The 13,185-nt window shown below is 56.8% G+C and carries 13 protein-coding genes; 11 read left to right on the plus strand and 2 right to left on the minus strand.

Annotated features, from left to right (window positions below; genetic code table 11):
* The 5 genes from WC859_07795 to WC859_07815 form a co-directional block, all read left to right on the plus strand.
* Positions 1-643: aminotransferase class I/II-fold pyridoxal phosphate-dependent enzyme (locus WC859_07795; protein MFA5976046.1), on the plus strand; the 643-nt coding region annotated here is incomplete at its 5' end.
* Positions 640-1,332 (plus strand): dethiobiotin synthase, encoded by a 693-nt coding sequence (gene bioD, locus WC859_07800; GenBank protein ID MFA5976047.1) that lies wholly within the window; start codon positions 640-642, stop codon positions 1,330-1,332. The genes WC859_07795 and bioD, both read left to right, overlap by 4 nt.
* Entirely contained in the window at positions 1,332-2,738 is a 1,407-nt protein-coding gene (locus WC859_07805; protein ID MFA5976048.1) for an aspartate aminotransferase family protein, read from the plus strand. The genes bioD and WC859_07805 overlap by 1 nt, the downstream gene beginning before the upstream one ends.
* Before the next feature lie 44 nt (positions 2,739-2,782).
* Positions 2,783-3,319, plus strand: coding sequence for a cyclic nucleotide-binding domain-containing protein (locus WC859_07810; protein MFA5976049.1), 537 nt, complete (start codon positions 2,783-2,785; stop codon positions 3,317-3,319).
* Positions 3,316-4,443, plus strand: coding sequence for an AI-2E family transporter (locus WC859_07815; protein MFA5976050.1), 1,128 nt, complete (start codon positions 3,316-3,318; stop codon positions 4,441-4,443). The genes WC859_07810 and WC859_07815 overlap by 4 nt, the downstream gene beginning before the upstream one ends.
* Here the strand turns inward: WC859_07815 and WC859_07820 are convergent.
* Positions 4,436-4,885, minus strand: coding sequence for a MauE/DoxX family redox-associated membrane protein (locus WC859_07820; GenBank protein MFA5976051.1), 450 nt, complete (start codon positions 4,883-4,885; stop codon positions 4,436-4,438). The two genes, WC859_07815 and WC859_07820, sit on opposite strands and share 8 nt — an antisense overlap.
* The gene (locus tag WC859_07825; GenBank protein MFA5976052.1) at positions 4,876-5,457 is read right to left on the minus strand and encodes a thioredoxin domain-containing protein; all 582 of its coding nucleotides are present in this window, start codon (positions 5,455-5,457) and stop codon (positions 4,876-4,878) included. The genes WC859_07820 and WC859_07825 overlap by 10 nt, the downstream gene beginning before the upstream one ends.
* Before the next feature lie 102 nt (positions 5,458-5,559).
* Here WC859_07825 and WC859_07830 point away from each other — a divergent pair, with 102 nt between their 5' ends.
* From WC859_07830 to WC859_07855, 6 genes are all read left to right on the plus strand, one after another.
* Positions 5,560-6,966: an EAL domain-containing protein gene (locus WC859_07830; GenBank protein ID MFA5976053.1), complete on the plus strand. Its 1,407-nt coding sequence runs from the start codon at positions 5,560-5,562 to the stop codon at positions 6,964-6,966.
* Between the two features lie 34 nt (positions 6,967-7,000).
* On the plus strand, positions 7,001-8,716 hold the full coding sequence (locus tag WC859_07835; GenBank protein ID MFA5976054.1) for an EAL domain-containing protein: 1,716 nt from the start codon (positions 7,001-7,003) through the stop codon (positions 8,714-8,716).
* A gap of 31 nt (positions 8,717-8,747) precedes the next feature.
* The gene (locus WC859_07840) at positions 8,748-10,088 is read left to right on the plus strand and encodes a GGDEF domain-containing protein (protein ID MFA5976055.1); all 1,341 of its coding nucleotides are present in this window, start codon (positions 8,748-8,750) and stop codon (positions 10,086-10,088) included.
* Positions 10,089-10,172: 84 nt separating this feature from the next.
* Positions 10,173-11,459 carry a GGDEF domain-containing protein gene (locus WC859_07845; GenBank protein MFA5976056.1) on the plus strand — a complete coding sequence of 429 codons (1,287 nt, stop codon included), beginning with the start codon at positions 10,173-10,175 and terminating at the stop codon, positions 11,457-11,459.
* The gene (locus WC859_07850) at positions 11,459-12,490 is read left to right on the plus strand and encodes an inorganic phosphate transporter (GenBank protein ID MFA5976057.1); all 1,032 of its coding nucleotides are present in this window, start codon (positions 11,459-11,461) and stop codon (positions 12,488-12,490) included. Before WC859_07845 ends, WC859_07850 begins: the two co-directional genes overlap by 1 nt.
* Entirely contained in the window at positions 12,477-13,076 is a 600-nt protein-coding gene (locus WC859_07855; GenBank protein ID MFA5976058.1) for a DUF47 family protein, read from the plus strand. The genes WC859_07850 and WC859_07855 overlap by 14 nt, the downstream gene beginning before the upstream one ends.
* The last annotated feature ends 109 nt before the right edge of the window (positions 13,077-13,185 follow it).

Here is a 13,185-nt window from a genome sequence, read left to right on the forward strand (position 1 = left end):
TCGCCTGCTTGTGACGGAGAGCCTTTTTTCCATGGATGGTGATTTTGCGCCGCTGAAAGAGCTGAGTGAACTCGGTCGCCGGTATGGTGCGATGGGTTTCGTGGATGAGGCGCATGCGATCGGGGTCTGGGGGGAAGGCGGGAAAGGCGTGCGAGGCGGCGCATGGGATATCGTTGTCGGCACGTTGTCCAAATCGCTCGGGTCTCAGGGAGGATTTGTCACCGGGTCGCGCGAGTTGATCGACACTTTGCTCAATAAGGCCCGCTCGTTTATTTACACGACAGGTCTTTCGCCGGTCTGCATCGCCGCGGCCCGGACGGCTTTGAGCGTGATGCAGGACGATCCGGCTCTTCGATCCCGCGTGCAAAGGCTGGCGGCCCGGTTGCGCGAGGGTTTCCGTCAACAAGGGTGGGATCTTTTGCGTTCCGAAAGTCACATCGTGCCCATCCTGCTGGGGAGCGCTGATCGGGCGCTGGCTTGCGCGGACCATCTCCAAAAAGGTGGTATTTATGCGCCGGCTATCCGGCCCCCCACCGTGCCGGCGGGGGAGTGCCGTATTCGGTTTAGTGTGACAGCGGAACATTCTGATGAGGACATCGAGACCCTCTTGACCGTCCTTGATACCTACAAGGAGAAACGATGAATAAGGGCATCTTTATAACAGGGACTGATACAGGGGTCGGTAAAACCTTAATTGCTTGCGGGATCGCACGGCTGTTGAAGAAATGGAAGGTTCGGGTGGGGGTGATGAAGCCGATTGCGACCGGCAACCGCCGGGATGCCCGGCAATTGATCCAGGCAGCGGGGGTGACCGATTCTCTGGAGATAGTGAACCCTCAATTTTTCAGGGCGCCGCTAGCGCCCACCGTGGCGGCCAATCTGGAGCGCTGCGAGGTTGACTTGGACGCGGTCTATCAAGCTTACTGGACACTGAGTAAGAAATATGACGTGATGATTGTCGAAGGCATCGGAGGGGTGAAGGTCCCGATCGGGGAATCCACGTATGTCCTGGATCTGATCGAGGCGCTGCGCCTGCCGGCACTCGTGGTGAGCCGCGCCACGCTGGGAACCATCAGTCACTCCTTGCTGACGTTGGATGCCCTGGAGCGCGGCAAGGTCCCTGTGGTTGGAGTCCTGTTCAACGGGGGGAAAGGGCGCACCCTCCTGGAGACTACGAATGCCGAAGCGCTTCAGGATCATACGGCCGTGGATATTCTGGGAGAGCTGACGTATCGCGCCTCGTATCCGAATGACCTGGAAGGGCTTAGTCGTGGGCTCGCCCGTATTCCTCGATTGACCAAAGCTATTCGAAGGGTCTGCGGATTGTCGTGATGTCCCGGCAAACGCTCCTGGCGAGCTGGGACAAACGCTACGTCTGGCATCCGTTTACCCAGCAAGCCGAATGGACCAGCCGTGAGCCCATCATCATTGAGTCCGGAAACGGGGTCTGGTTAAAAGATGTCCGCGGACGAAAACTGCTGGACGGGGTTTCCTCCCTCTGGGTCAATGTGCTTGGTCATAACCATCCGAAACTGAATCGGGCCATTCATCAGCAGCTTTCCAAGATCGCCCATGCGACGTTCCTGGGACTCACCCATGAACCAGCCATTCGCCTGGCCAAGCGCCTGACAGAGCTGGCCCCGAGGGGATTGTCGCGCGTGTTTTATTCCGACAACGGCTCCACCTCTGTTGAGATTGCGTTGAAAATGGCTTACCAATATTGGCAGCTTCAAGGCCAGCCGGCAAAACATAAATTCGTATCGCTGAAAGAGGGATATCACGGGGACACGATCGGCTCCGTATCCGTCGGAGGCATTGATTTGTTCCATGCGCGGTTCCGAGATCTCCTGTTTGAAGGGTTTCAAGTGGACCCGTTTTTTAGCCGCCTGCCTAAGTCGTCATCCCCCGCGGGTTCTGGCGGGGGATCCATCATCGGCAGTGAACGACCTCTTGGACCCCCGACAGGGACACTCGGGGGTGACGGAAAGGGCGACCAGATGGCCGAGATTCTTCGCCGGCACCATAAGCAGATTGCCGCCGTAATCATGGAGCCGCTCGTCCAAGGGGCTTCCGGAATGCGCGTGATGCCCAAAGGGACTCTGGCCCATGTGGCGCGGCTGTGCCGTCGCTACGACGTTTTGCTGATTGTCGATGAGGTAGCCACGGGTTTTGGCCGGACTGGGACGATGTTTGCCTGTGAGCAAGAGAAGGTTTCACCGGATTTTCTGTGCGTATCGAAGAGTATCACGGGAGGATACCTGCCGTTGGCCGCGACTCTGACCCGGGAAAAGATCTACAAGATATTTTTAGGACGGTATGAGGAGTTTAAACATTTCTTCCACGGACACACTTATACGGCGAATCCCCTCGCGTGTGCCGTCGCGCTGGCGAATCTGGATCTTTTTAAAGAAACAAATCTTTTGACCCATGTGCGACGCCGTGCACGACAGCTCTTCGAAAACTTAGGCGAGTATTCCTCTCATCCCCATGTCAAAGAAGTCCGCCAGGTCGGGCTCATGGCCGGTCTTGAGCTGATTGACGACAAACAGCGAGGAATCCCTTACCCGCCCGAAGATCGTATGGGGCTGAAGGCCTGCGACGCCGCCATCCGACGGGGCGTCTGGCTGCGTCCCCTGGGCGACGTCGTGGTCCTGATGCCGCCCCTGGCGATCTCAGAAAAAGAGATGAACTTCCTCACCCGTGTCGTCAAAGAATCCATCGATTCGGTTACGTCATAAAATTTCCTTGCTAATTGGCGATATCCCCCTATACTTCCGATGGGATGATTAAATGGCTTAAGAATCTTTTTCTCGATCCGGAGTTCAGCCGCAAGCGTGAATTCCTGAAACGCGTGTCGCTTTTTCACGGGATTTCCCGGCGCGAGTTCGGCACATTGTTCCAATCTCTGGTCGTCCGTGACTACCATCCGGGGGAAGTCCTCTGTCAGGAAGGGGATATCGGCCGGGCGCTCTTTATTCTGGAACAGGGTCAGGTGGAGGTGGTTCGCCGCGGTCCCAACGATGAACCGCTGCGGATCGCTCTCTTAAAGGGTGGTGATTACTTCGGGGAGATGTCGCTGATTGACGAGCAGCCCCGCACCGCAACGGTTGTGGCGACCGAGCCGGTCCGTGCGTATCTCCTATACAAAACCGAAATCGATAAACTCCTTCGCCAAGCGCCGCATATCGGGGCGGCTGTCATGGCCCATCTGGCCACGCTTCTGGCGGTGCGGCTGCGCGCCGTGATGAGTCGTGTTCCGTTTTCGCTGGATTCGACAGACACCGCAGAACCTAAAAAGCGGATTCGCGAAGTCTTATGATCCCCGGCTCCTTCCCGTTCGGAAAGTACCTGATCCCCTCGCTGCTCCTGGCCGCCATCGGTTACCTGCTGTTCAAAGTTCAGGATATCCTGCTGCCTTTCATTCTCGGGATGACGCTGGCCTATTTGATTTCACCCCTCGTGCGCTTTTTCGAGGTCCAGGGGCTGCGGCGCCGGCCGGTCGCCATACTCATCTTCGGCGGTCTTTTAACGTTGTTTTCGTTTGGAACGTATCTGACGGTGAACCTGGCCAGCCAAGAGGCGTCCAAGGCCGCGCAGGAGCTTCCTCGTTATGTGGAACGGGGGCAACGGATGTTTCGCGATCTTCAAGTATGGGCCGCCAGACCATCGGAAAAGCACTCCGAACCGTCCGGCTATTTAAAGCGGATGGTCAGCAATCCCGCCCTCCTGGACCAGATCAACGCGCACGGGCGGACGCTGCCGGACACCTTGCTCCGGATGACCCCGACTCTGGCCAGCCACGTTTTACCGTTCGTGGAGATGTTGTTTCTCGTTCCGCTGATCGCTTTCTTCCTTCTTTTGGAGGGCCCGGCGCTTCTGGAGAACGTTTTGCGGCTGGTGTCCGCGCGCTATGTCGAAATGTTCCTCAACATCATTTTTGAGATCGACAATACCATGGGGAATTATGTGCGCGGATTGTGCTTGAAATCCTTTCTCGTCGGGTTGGTGGCTCTGGCGGGTTTCTGGTTGATCGGTCTGGATTATTCCATCCAATTGGCCGGGCTGGCGGCGCTGACAAACGTTGTTCCGATCTTTGGGCCGCTCGTGGCCGGCGTCTTGGCGGTCCTGGTTGCCTTTTTCCAATGGGGAACACTGGCCGGTGTTTTGAAAGTCACGGCGGTGTGCATCGCTTTGCGTCTGATCGATGATGGAATCCTACAGATGGTGGTGTTTAAAAACTCCGTTGAGCTGCACCCAATCTGGATTCTTTTCTCGTTGATGGCCGGCGGAGCGCTCTGGGGGATCTGGGGGCTCCTGTTTGGTATGCCGCTGGCGTGCCTGGTGAAGGTGCTTCTGGGTGTTCTCTGGGAGTGGTACCGCTCGGAGTACGGTCTCCGTTACGATGACACCCCCGCCGAAATTTCGCACATTCCGCTTATTTAGCTTTCAGGAACGAATCCACCGCAAACCGGTCGGTCCGGCGGGTGAGCCAGATCAGGACGATACTTCCGGCCAGAAGACTAAAATCCAACAGGATGGTCCAACGGGGCGAGAGCCTATCGGAACCGAAGCAGCCGCAGGAGGCCAGGTCGATGTGCCGGAGGAGAGTTGATCCGACGGCGGTTATGAGAACGGCAAAGAGTCCGGCCGCGAGCCCAGCCGTCCGGCGGGTAAAATAGCCGAAAATCAAAAACGTCCCGATCCACATCTCCAGCCACGGCAGGCTGCTGGCGAGCGGGATCGCCAGCGCATTCGGAAGAAGGCGGTATGCCTGAATCACCGCGGCGAACTCCGCCGATGAAGCGATGGCTTTTTCAAAGCCCGCGTAACACAGAACTCCGCCGATCAAGAGCCGAAGCAGCAACGCTAAAACAGTCATCGCCATAACGCCTTCTCAATGGCGCGCGCGCCGTCAGACTCAATGCTTTTGCCAACCAGACGTTCATCGCCGATCAGAAAGGTCGGGGTGGAATGGATCTGGCGCTTGCGTGCTTCGTCAGCGTCTCGGAGAACCACTTCCTTCTGCAGTGGATCCGCCCGGCAGGTGTTGAAATGGGGCAGGTCCAGAGCCAGCTCGTTCGCGATAGCGATGAAACTCGTGGCGGGATCCGTCAAGGGTGCCCACGACGCTTGTGTGGCAAAAAGGCGGTCCGCATAAGGCCAAAACCGGTTTTGGTTGGCGGCACATTGGGCGGCCACGGCGGCCGGGAGAGCGTTGCGATGAATCTTGGTTAATGGGTAATATTTGTAAACTAAGTGAACTTTTCCCCGGTAGATCTCGAGAAGCCGGTGGGTCGCAGGGTTTACCACCGCACAACTCGGGCACTGGAAGTCGGAGTATTCGACGATTAAAAGTTTCGCGTGAGGATCGCCCGTCTGTCGGTTGGCCGGAGCGGTCAGGATTGAGCCCCACTCCGATCGTTTGACCGCTGTCACGGCGATGACTGGCAGTATCATCAAAAATAGTCCGGCAAGTACCCGTCGCATATCCATATGAAACAAAATTTTTTGAGAAAAGACCTTGCAGAATTGTTCTTTTCCTCTAAAACTAGAACAAATATGCCGAAAAAGATTAAAAAGCGGCAGGGATCATCCCGCCGCGAGTTGCTTTCTTCTACGGAAGAGTTGCTGCTCGATCACGCTTACCATGATTCCTTGACGGGTTTGCCGAACCGCATTCTCTTTGACTACCGGCTCCGAGAGACACTCGTTCGCGCCCGCGAGCAGGGGGCGTTGACCGCGGTTTTAACAGTCGATGTCGACCGCCTGAAAAACACGAACCATATTTATGACTACCGAATAGGCGATGCCCTTCTGGAACAGATGGCCCAACGCCTGCGCTGTTGCGTGGGGCCCCAAACGCTTCTGGCCCGCCTGGGTGGGGATGAGTTTTTGATCGCGCTGACGGTTTCGGAGGTTCAGCAGGCCACTCAAATGGTTCATCAGATTCTGGAAGCGATTCGTCCGCCGTTTTCCTTCGACGGGGACGAACACTATGTGACGGTGAGTGTCGGCGTCAGTCTGTATCCGCTCGACGGAGACACCGCGGAGACGCTCCTGCGCAACGCGGAGACAGCGCTGGAGCGCGTCAAGAAGGACGGGAAAAACAATTTCCAATTTTATACCGCCGCCATGAGCAGCAACGCCATTCGCCGCCTGACCCTGGAAAGCAGTCTCCGGCGGGCCCTCAAACACCAGGAATTCGTGCTGCACTACCAGCCCCAGGTGGACCTGCGCAGCGGAAAAATCGTCGGGGTGGAAGCCCTCATCCGGTGGGAAGTGCCGGGCTACGGGCTCGTTCCTCCGGTGGAGTTTATTCCTATCGCAGAGGAAGCGGGGTTGATCGTGCCGATGGGCGAGTGGGTGCTCCGCACCGCCTGTACCCAGCATTGCGCCTGGCGGCAGATGGGACTTCCGATATTGTCCGTCGCCGTGAACCTGTCCGCCCGGCAGTTTCATGAACAGGACCTTGCTAAAACCATCGGCCAGGTCATCCGGTCCGTTGGAATGGAAGCCCGCTTTTTGGAACTGGAAATCACCGAAAGTTATGCGATGCAAAACGCCGACTACACGATATCGGTTCTGCGCGACCTGAAAGAAAAAGGCATTCGATTGTCCATTGATGATTTCGGGACCGGCTATTCCTCCCTCAGCTATTTGAAGCAATTCCCGATCGATGCCTTGAAGATCGACCGATCCTTCGTGAAGGATCTTTCCGCGGATCCCCATGATGCGGCCATCGCTTCGGCGATTATCGTTTTAGCGCATAATTTAGGACTGGAAGTGGTCGCGGAGGGAGTTGAAACGCTGGAGCAACTGGCCATCCTTCGCAAGCAGCAATGCGACCGGATGCAGGGCTATTTGTTCAGCCGGCCGGTTCCTGCGGCTGAGCTGGAGGCCATGGTCCGTGCCGGTAAATGGCTTCCGGGCAAGTCGATTGATTCAGCGCTTGCCCGAGAGAAGTAATACGATATAAACTCATCACACACAAAACCCTGATATGAGCATTCCCCTGCAGGTCATCATTATCGAGGACTCCGAGGCCGATGCGCTCTTGCTGGTCCAGATCCTTAGAAGAGGTGGCTATGACCCCTTCTGCGAGCGAGTGGATAACGGTCCAGCCCTGAGCGCCGCCCTGGCCCGCCGCAGTTGGGACATTGTCATCGCCGACCACTCCATGCCTCAATTTAATTCCATCGCCGCTTTAAAAATAATCAAAGAAGGAGGGCTTGATATTCCTTTTATCATTGTTTCGGCGCATATCAGCGAGGACGAGGCCGCGGAAGTGATGCATCTAGGCGCCAAAGACTATGTCATGAAGGAGAATTTGACGCGGCTTTGTCCGGCCATTGACCGGGAGCTAAGAGAAGCGCAGGACCGCCGGGATCGCCGGCGAGCCGAAGCCACGGTGCAGCATCAAGCCTATTACGATCCGCTGACGGATCTTCCGAACCGGCTGATGTTTACCGACCGGTTAACGATGGCGGTGGCGCAGGCCAGCCATAATCGAAAAATGCTGGCGGTTCTGTTCGTCGATCTGGACCGTTTCAAAACGATCGTGGATACGCTGGGGCATACGGTCGGGGACCGCGTTTTGCGCGGGGTGGCCGGGCGGCTTCAGAACTGCCTGGAGGAAAACGATACCCTGGCCCGCCTGGGCGGGGATGAGTTTGTGGTGCTCCTGCCTGAGATCCTGCGGGCGGATCAGGCGGTCAAATTGGCCCAGAAAATTTTAGATGTTCTGAAACCCTCCTTCCTATTCAGCGGGCAGGAACTGCATATTACCACCAGTATCGGTATCGCGTTGTATCCCTACGATGGAGAAGATGCCGATACCCTCCTGAAAAACGCCGATACCGCCCTGTATCGCGCCAAAGAACAGGGACGGGATAACTATCAGCTCTACACGCCGGCCATGAATTCGAGGGCGTTCGAGCGCTTGGCTCTGGAAAACAGCCTTCGAAAAGCCATTGAACGCAGCGAATTTCTGCTGCACTACCAGCCCCAGGTGAATATGCAAACCAACGCCATCGTCGGGATGGAGGCGCTCTTGCGCTGGCAGCATCCGGACCTGGGGCTCGTGTATCCGGCGGAGTTTATCCCGCTGGCGGAGGAAACAGGGTTGATCGTGCCGATGGGTGAATGTGTGATTCGCATGGCCTGCGCCCAGGCCAAAGCCTGGCAGGTGGACGGGCTTCCCCCCTTGACGGTGGCGGTGAACCTCTCGGCCCGGCAGTTCCAGCACCATGATCTAGTCGAGACTGTGGCGCGGATTTTGAAAGAGACGGAACTCGACCCCCGCTGGCTGGAAGTGGAGATTACGGAAAGCGTCGCGATGCAGAACGTCGACTATACGATGGTCATCCTGAAAGAATTGAAGGAAATGGGCATCCTGATTGCCGTCGATGACTTCGGGACCGGCCATTCGTCTTTGAGTTACCTGAAAAAATTTCCGATTAATACATTAAAAATAGACCAATCCTTTATCCGCGACCTGAACCAGGGAGACAATGATGCGGCCATTGCCAACGCGGTCATTGTCCTGGCTCACAGCATGAAGCTTCGCGTAATCGCCGAAGGTGTTGAAACGCCTGAGCAGGAAACTTTCTTAAGAGAACATCACTGTGACCAGTTCCAGGGCTATCTTTTTGCCCACCCCGTACCCGCGGCTGTATTTGAGTCTCTTCTCCGGCAACATCTCCAGAAAACAGCTTGATTTTTAGAGTCGCTCCTGTTAAAGAAACCTCATGATGACGCAACAGCGTACCGTGGCATTCCTGCTCCCAGGGATGCTTCTCTTTTTTGGTTTGACGGTCATGCTTTTCCGCCTGCCGGCGGAGTATCCCCTCATCAGCCTGCTCTTCACCGCTTTTGTCCTGGCCACGGCGCTGGCCATCTCCCTTGAAATGGCTTCCATCTTCGGCGTTCTGGTGACGCTGATTGAACTGGGCGGCCTCGGGATGGTGCAGGGACAGGACAAGGCCTGGCTGGCGGGGCAGATGGCTTTGATGTGGATCTCGGTGTATGTGGCGCATCGGTTTATTCTCCGGGATCTCAACGACGACGGGACTTGCGCGGAGGCCCTGCGCCAGAGACAGCAGGCCATGATTTCCCTGCAGAGGGAGAAGGAATCGCTGGCCAAGCGATGGATCGAACTGCAGAACCAGGCGGCTCTCCGGCAGCACTTGTCGAACGCGGTGCACCAGCTGGCCAGTCTCATGGATCCGGTGATGGTCCGGCAGCGGCTCATGGAGTTTGTCCGCTCGACCATCAACCAGGGAACGATTCATTACTTCGCCGGCAACGCGCCGCGGGATCTTCTCGATAAGTGGGTGATGGAACGGAAACTCTCGTTGCTGGTCACCGATATTTCGCAGGACAGCCGTTTCAAGCTGGTCCGCTCCACGAACGAAGTGCGGTCCGTGCTGGCCGCGCCCATCGTGGTGGAACGCCAAATGGTGGGAATTATCCGCCTGAATGGATTTGAACCCGGCATGTTTTCCGTCGGGGATTTACGGATTCTGGAAGCGCTCTCGCTTCTGGCGTCTCTGGCGCTGGAAAATCTCCAGCTCCTGGCCCGCCTGCAGGAGGGGGCGATTCGCGATAATCTCACGGGATTGTATACGCATCGCTTTTTTGAAGAGCGTTTGAACGAGGAAATCCTACGGGCCGGACGCTACCACACCGAGTTCTGCCTGCTGATGATGGATATCGACCATTTTAAACGCTACAACGACACTTACGGACATGCCGCCGGAGACCAGGTGCTGGTGCGGGTTTCACAGGTGCTGCAGCAGATCGCGCGTCCGGTGGATCTGCTGGCCCGTTACGGAGGCGAGGAGTTTGTGCTGATCCTTCCCCAGACGGACCTGTCGCAGGCCCGCGAAATTGCGGAGCGCATCCGGCAGTCGATTGAGGGCCAATCGTTCCAGTTCGGTCCGGAAGCCACGATGCAGGAGCATGTCACGATCAGCGTCGGGGTTTCCGGTTTTCCTCAGGAGGCGACGATCGCCAGCCAGCTGGTCCGCGTCGCGGATTACCGGCTCTATCAAGCCAAAGAAGGGGGGAGAAACAGAGTTGTCGGATAAGATGTCATCCCCCGCAGGTTCTGGCGGGGGATCCATGGATCCCCGACAGAGACACTCGGGGATGACGACAAAAACACTCTTCATATGATCGGCTTCTACACATGGATGTTTACGGCGGGACTCGTGCTGGCGCTGGGGCTGGTGTACTGGTTCGGCGTGGCCGGCTGGGTCGTGAGCGCGATTCTTCTGGTTGGTGGGTGGTCGGCCGTGGCGATGAACGGAACGAGCGATCCGGCGATTCTGGCGGTGCAGGTCCTGGTGGCTGTTTTTGTGATGTGGTTCAGCCTGCGCTGGACCTTGCGACATCAATCCTGGCAAGAGCGCTCGGCCAAAGACCAGGCGGAATCCGACGAAAAGCAACGGGTGGTGCAAACCGCGATTCAGGATATCCGGGAGAAAATCGCGGCCAAGGCTGCTGAAGTCGAAAAAGGTTTAAAACAGTACGAACTGGTTAAGAAACTGGCGGAGGCGGTTTCTCTGGAAGAAATGACGCCAAGCCTGGAGCGATCCCTGAAGTATTTCTTCCGTGCGGAAGGCTGGGCGCTCTATCTCACGAATGAACGGGGTGAACTGCAGCAGGTCCAGCGGCGAGGCATCACCCCCGATCCCAGGGCTGAAGATTTGCCCAAACAAGAACCTTATTTGCATACGTTTGTTATTCAGGGAGATGTCGATCAGGGCCGTTGCGTGTGGGCGCTCGGGCTGCCGCTCTGGCGGCTGCATGAGCGGGTCGGCCTTCTCCTGATCCGCCTGCCGGAGTTCTCGCCGGATCAGCAGGCGGCGATCCTGGCGGAAGCCAACACGTTTGCGGTCCAGCTCATTTTTGCGATGGCCAAAGCCAAGCTCTATCAGGAACTCGAGGGACGTTCCCGAACCGACGGGCTCACCGGGTTGTCCCGGCGAGGCCCTTTTGAGGAACGCTTGAAGGAAGAAGTAGCCCGGGCCCAGTCTTTTCGAAGCACATTTTCAATTCTGATGATCGATATTGATCATTTTAAAAATCTCAATGACACGTATGGACATCAGGTCGGCGATGAGGTATTGCGGACCGTGGCGCAACGGATTCGGGAAGGGCTGTATGAAACGGACGTCATCGCCCGTTATGGCGGAGAAGAATTTGTTTGCTTGCTGCCCCGTTCGGATCCGGCAGGTTTGCGCATAAAAGCGGATCAGATCCGCCAGCGGGTAGGCGCTCAGTCCTACGTGATCGGATTGGAAGCCATTCAGGTGACGATCAGTATTGGGATCGCTCATTTCCCGCAGGACGGCGCGACGGCCCAGGCGGTGATGGCGGCCGCGGACCGGGCTCTGTATGCGGCCAAGGACGCAGGCCGGAATTGCGTCGTCGAAGCGGCCTCAGTGAGCTCCTGATGGAAACCCTGCAGGTTCTTTTTGCGCTGATTGTGCTGTGTGCCCTTTTGTTTGCTTTAACGAACGGGTTGATCGACGGCGGCGGCCTGGTTTCGACGGTGATTACAACGCGCTCCCTGGAACCGTTGCCGGCCTTGCTGCTGGTGGCGCTGTGTCAGGTGCTGGGGATTTTGCTGCTGGGCCAACAGGTGGTGAAAACATTGGCTCGAGATCTGATCGTCTTTCCCCGTTCAGCGTCTCCGGAAGAGTTGTTAGCGGTGCTTCTGTCAGCGCTCCTGGGGGCGTTCAGCTGGAATCTCGGCATGTGGCGTTCCGGAATGCCCAGTTCCTCCACCCATGCGTTGATCGGCGGCCTGGCTGGAGCCGCGCTGGCTCGTTTTGGAACCGGCAGCGTGCATTGGGCGGTATTCTCGAAAATCTTTTTGTCTTTAGGCTTAGTTCCCCTGGCCGGCATGCTTTTCAGTTACATACTGGCGCAGGGAGTGTACTGGGGGGGGTCTTATGTTCCGCCGGTGGCCGGACGTTTTTTAAGGGGACTTGAGATCAGCGCATTGATCGGGACGTCCCTTGTTCACGGCAGCAATGATGGACAGAAGGCCATGGGAATTCTGATGTTGGCGTCGATGGCGCTGAGCTGCGCCGTTCCATCCGCCACTGTCCTTGATGCCCTGCCTTTGGGGGTGTGGCTTCTTTGCGGACTGGCGCTCGCGGTGGGAGTTATTTTTGGTTCTCGCCGGACGATTCGCACCGTGGGACGCCGTTTGTACCGGGTCCAGAACATCGAAAGCGTCTGTGCTGAAACGTCCGCGATGTTTCTGGTGGGAATCAGTTCGTTCGCCGGCTATCCCATGTCGACCTCTCATGTCATGTCGACGTCTGTTTTGGGGGCTGGCATCGCCGCCCATCCGCGCGGCATCCGGTGGTCATTAGTCGGGGATATCGTCATGGCCTGGCTCGTCACGATCCCGGCGGCCGGCCTCGCCGCCATGGGTTGGGTGTACCTTTTCAAGGTGAGTCATGTGGTTCCGTAAACGGTTTAACTTTTATCAGATGTTGCTGGATCAGGCCCGCATGAGCGAGCAAGGGCTCGGCCTGCTGGTGGCGTTTGTCCAGAATCCCACCCAGGAGCTTGGGGAACGGGTGGAGGCGGCGGAGAAAAATGCGGATGACCTTCGCCGGGCGCTGATTGAGGCGCTCAACCGCACGTTTGTGACACCGCTCGACCGCGAAGATATTTTCGCGCTTTCTCGGGCCATCGATGACATGGTTGATTATGCGAAGTCGACTGTGGAAGAAATGCTGCTCTTTCAGACGCCGACGAACCAGCACCTCAAGGATATGGCGGACGCCCTTTACGAGGGGGGGAGGCACATCGCACAGGCGGTGTCGAAGCTGCCTCATATCCCGAATGGGATAGAAGAAAGCATTATCCTGGCCAAGAAGACCGAAAATCAGATGGAACATCTCTATCGGAAGGCTTTAGCGGAGCTTTTTAAGGACCCTGACCTGAGAAAGATCCTCAAAATGCGGGAGATCTATCGCCACCTCAGCAACGCGGCGGACCGTGCCGATGAAGCCGCCAACATCATCAGCGACATTCTCATGAAGAACACCTGATATTCCAGCCAAAGCAAAAAGCGATTCAAGTTGTTTTTTAAGCACGTTTTATTTATTGACAGTTACTCTTTCTGATTGCTATTATCCCCTTATTATATTTGAACCGCTG

This window comes from Elusimicrobiota bacterium (assembly GCA_041660185.1).
Lineage (GTDB): Bacteria > Elusimicrobiota > Elusimicrobia > 2-01-FULL-59-12 > 2-01-FULL-59-12 > JBAZWU01.

What these genes read in the sequence shown, in the direction of transcription:
- bioD (MFA5976047.1), top strand. Translation starts at nt 640, where the DNA reads ATGAATAAGGGCATCTTTATAACAGGGACTGATACAGGGGTCGGTAAA.
- WC859_07805 (MFA5976048.1), top strand. Translation starts at nt 1,332, where the DNA reads ATGTCCCGGCAAACGCTCCTGGCGAGCTGGGACAAACGCTACGTCTGG.
- WC859_07810 (MFA5976049.1), top strand. Translation starts at nt 2,783, where the DNA reads ATGATTAAATGGCTTAAGAATCTTTTTCTCGATCCGGAGTTCAGCCGC.
- WC859_07815 (MFA5976050.1), top strand. Translation starts at nt 3,316, where the DNA reads ATGATCCCCGGCTCCTTCCCGTTCGGAAAGTACCTGATCCCCTCGCTG.
- WC859_07820 (MFA5976051.1), bottom strand. Translation starts at nt 4,885, where the DNA reads ATGGCGATGACTGTTTTAGCGTTGCTGCTTCGGCTCTTGATCGGCGGA.
- WC859_07825 (MFA5976052.1), bottom strand. Translation starts at nt 5,457, where the DNA reads ATGATACTGCCAGTCATCGCCGTGACAGCGGTCAAACGATCGGAGTGG.
- WC859_07830 (MFA5976053.1), top strand. Translation starts at nt 5,560, where the DNA reads ATGCCGAAAAAGATTAAAAAGCGGCAGGGATCATCCCGCCGCGAGTTG.
- WC859_07835 (MFA5976054.1), top strand. Translation starts at nt 7,001, where the DNA reads ATGAGCATTCCCCTGCAGGTCATCATTATCGAGGACTCCGAGGCCGAT.
- WC859_07840 (MFA5976055.1), top strand. Translation starts at nt 8,748, where the DNA reads ATGATGACGCAACAGCGTACCGTGGCATTCCTGCTCCCAGGGATGCTT.
- WC859_07845 (MFA5976056.1), top strand. Translation starts at nt 10,173, where the DNA reads ATGATCGGCTTCTACACATGGATGTTTACGGCGGGACTCGTGCTGGCG.
- WC859_07850 (MFA5976057.1), top strand. Translation starts at nt 11,459, where the DNA reads ATGGAAACCCTGCAGGTTCTTTTTGCGCTGATTGTGCTGTGTGCCCTT.
- WC859_07855 (MFA5976058.1), top strand. Translation starts at nt 12,477, where the DNA reads ATGTGGTTCCGTAAACGGTTTAACTTTTATCAGATGTTGCTGGATCAG.